The sequence below is a fragment of the Azoarcus sp. TTM-91 genome, assembly GCF_012911025.1.
In the GTDB taxonomy this organism is placed as follows: Bacteria; Pseudomonadota; Gammaproteobacteria; order Burkholderiales; family Rhodocyclaceae; genus Azoarcus.
This window is the reverse complement of record NZ_WUEI01000213.1, coordinates 1-3288: the sequence shown is the minus strand read 5'-3', so window position 1 is coordinate 3288 and position 3288 is coordinate 1. Positions and strand designations below refer to the sequence as shown.

Below are 3288 nucleotides of genomic sequence, written 5' to 3'. Positions count from 1 at the left end.
GCCCTGCCCGCCTCGCCGCTGCAGTTCGTGCTGTATTTCGCCCGCGAACGGCCGCTGTGGTACCTGGGCATGGTGGTGCTGGAAGGCGGCCATGCCACCTGCGGCATCCTGCTGCCCTACGCCATCTCGGAGATCATCCGCGGCGTGACCGCGCTGGGCGGCGCCGGCACCGGCTGGCTGGAGGCGCTGCAACTGCCGCTGATGTTCTTCGTTGCCCTGGCGCTGGGCGAGGTGGTGCTGAGCCGCGCCGCCGGCACGCTGCAGTTCTACTTCGGCCCGCTGCAGCGCCAGGCGGTCACCCGCGCGCTCTACGCCTACCTGCAGCAGCATTCCCACCGCTACCTCAGCGACAACTTCGCCGGCGCGCTGGCGCACCGCATCGGCGAAACCTCGCTGGCGGTGAACCAGATCATGTGGGCCATCATCTTCGACTTCTGGCCGGTGGCCATCGTCATCAGCGTGTCGGTGGCGCTGCTGCTGGGCGCCCACCTGCAACTGGCGGTGTTCGTGCTCGGCTGGGCGGTGGCCTTCATCGCCCTGTCCTGGTGGCTGGCGACGCGCTGCCAGCCTTACGCGGTGCAGGCCGCCGCCGCGCGCAGCGAGACCACCGGCAAGCTGGTGGATTCGGTGACCAACCTGTTCTCCGCCCGGCTGTTCGCCCGCCTCGGCTTCGAGCGCCAGCACCTGGACCAGCACCTCGCCACCGAGCTGAAGGCGGTGCGGCGCTCGATGTGGTATTCGGAACGGGTGCGCTGGTTCCAGTTCGCCGCCGCCGCGGTGCTCAAGGTCGGCACGCTGTGGTATGCGCTCAGCCTGTGGAGCCAGGGGCTGATCGGCGTGGCCGAGTTCGTGCTCGCCACCAGCCTGTCGCTGCTCATCATCAACGAGGCGCGCAACCTCAGCCGCCGCTTCCTGGAGTTCTTCGAGTTCATCGGCAATGTGAACAACGGCGTGCGCACGCTGATCCGGCCGCACGAGCTGGTGGACCTGCCGCAGGCGCAGGCGGCCGTCATCCGCCGCGGCGAGATCGAGTTCCGCGGCATCGGCTTCGGCTATACGCCGGAGCAGCGCATCTTCGATGATCTCGGCCTGCGCATCCCGGCCGGCCAGCGCGTCGGCCTGGTGGGCTTCTCCGGCTCCGGCAAGTCCAGCTTCGTCAGCCTGCTGCTGCGCCTCTACGATCCGCAGCAGGGCCGCATCCTGGTGGATGGCCACGACATCCGGCTGATGCCGCAGGACAGCCTGCACGCCCAGATCGGCCTGATCCCGCAGGACCCCAGCCTGTTCCACCGCAGCCTGCTGGACAACATCCGCTACGGCCGGCTGGAGGCCAGCGACGCCGAGGTGGAGGACGCGGCGCGCAAGGCCCATGCGCACGACTTCATCGCCCAGATGAAGGACGGCTACCACGCCATGGTGGGCGAGCGCGGGGTGAAGCTCTCCGGCGGCCAGCGCCAGCGCATCGCCATCGCCCGGGTGATCCTGAAGGACGCGCCGGTGCTGATCCTGGACGAGGCCACCGCGGCGCTGGACTCGGTGACCGAGAAGGCCATCCAGGAGACGCTGGACGAGGCCATGCAGGGCAAGACGGTGATCGTGATCGCCCACCGCCTGTCCACCATCGCCCACCTGGACCGCATCCTGGTGTTCGACGACGGCCGCATCGTCGAGGACGGCAGCCATGCGGAGCTGCTCGCCCGCGGTGGCACCTATCACCGGCTGTGGTCCGGCCAGGCGGGTGGTTTTCTGTCGGACGAGGCGCCGGCCGGCTCACCGGCAGGCACCGGCAAGCCAGCGCCCGCGCCAGCTGCCACCTCCCCGCTCGCCGATGCGCCGCCCAGCGATCCGCAGGACGCGCTGCCCGCCGACCCTGGCGGCGACCCGGAAGCCGAGGCGCCGCGCCCGGACCACGGCGAAGCCCTGCGGCCTAGCGCGGCCCCCTGAGATGGCGGCAGCTATCGATCACGCGGTGCGAGCCGATCCGCCGGTACGCAACTTCGTCCTCTTCAGCATCGGCCACGGCCTTTCCTCCGTCGGCTCCTGGGCGCAGAAAACCGGCGTCGGCTGGCTCACCTGGGAGCTGACCCACTCGGTGGCCTGGGTGGGCACCATCGCCATGGCGGACCTGATCGCCGCGCTGTGGGTGGCGCCGCTGGCCGGCGCGGTGGCGGACCGCAGCAATCCCTACCGCCTGTTCTGCCTCACCCAGGCGCTGACGCTGCTGCTGGCGCTGGTGCTGTGCGCGGCCACCGCCACCGGCGCCATCACCATCCACGGCCTGCTGCTGTTCGCGGTGGTGGAATCCACCCTGCAGGGCTTCAACCAGCCGGTGCGCATGCTGATCAACGGCCTGCTGGCGCCGCGCGAGCGCCTGTCGCAAGCCATCGCCGCCAACTCCATCGCGGTGGCGGTAGCGCGCAGCGTGGGGCCGGCCGCCGCCGGGCTGGCGATGTACTTCGGCTCGGTGGCGCTGGTGTTCGCGCTCAACGCCCTGTCCTTCCTCGCCATCCTGGGTGTGATCGTGCGCCTGCGCCGCTGGCTGGATCGCCCGCCGCTGGCGCGCGGCGCCGCGCTGGCCGGCGACGTGGTGGAAGGCTTCCGCTACGTGCTGCGCACACCGGAGATCGCCGCGGTGATCTTCCTGGCGCTGGCCTTCTCGCTGCTGGCGCGGCCCTTCTCCGAGCTCTTCCCCGCCTTCGCCGGCGAAGTCTTCGGCGGCGGGCCGGAAATCCTCTCCATGCTGATGAGCGCCCAGGGCCTGGGCGCGCTGCTCGGCGCCCTGCTGATGCTGCGCGGCCGCAACAGCCAGGCGCTGGCGCGCAGCGTGCTCGTCACCGGCCTGGGCCTGGCCGCCTCGCTGCTGGCCTTCACCGCCACCACCTCGCTGCAGGTGGCGCTGCCGGCGATGGTGGCCGCCGGCCTGTTCCACGTCATCTGCAACATCGCCATGCAGTCGCTGTGCCAACTGCAGAGCGCACCGGCCCTGCGCGGCCGGGTGGTGGCACTGTACGGCCTGATCTTCCGCACCGGCCCGGCGGTAGGCGCCTTCCTGATCGCCCAGGCGGCGCACTGGGCGGCGCTGAGCGCGCTGGTGGCCGGCTGCGCCCTGGCCTACGGCGCGCTGCTGATCGCCACCCTGCCCGCCACGCGCCGCGCCGGACTGTACTCGGCGGCAAGGGCGGAGGAGTGAGTGCCGCAGGTGACTGTGCGCGTTGCCTTCTGGCCAGCATGGCAAAAGGGGGCGCCGCGCAGAGCGCCATCCAGATGGCGCTGGGGTTGGGGCTGGGG

2 protein-coding genes are annotated in these 3288 nt (G+C 71.2%); both read left to right on the top strand.

What is annotated here, in order from left to right; translation table 11 throughout:
• On the top strand, positions 1 to 1944 hold a 1944-nt coding region (locus GRF61_RS23635), incomplete at its 5' end, for an ABC transporter ATP-binding protein (protein ID WP_248281425.1).
• Position 1945: 1 nt separating this feature from the next.
• Positions 1946 to 3190 (top strand): MFS transporter, encoded by a 1245-nt coding sequence (locus GRF61_RS23630; RefSeq protein ID WP_169153064.1) that lies wholly within the window; start codon positions 1946 to 1948, stop codon positions 3188 to 3190.
• The last annotated feature ends 98 nt before the right edge of the window (positions 3191 to 3288 follow it).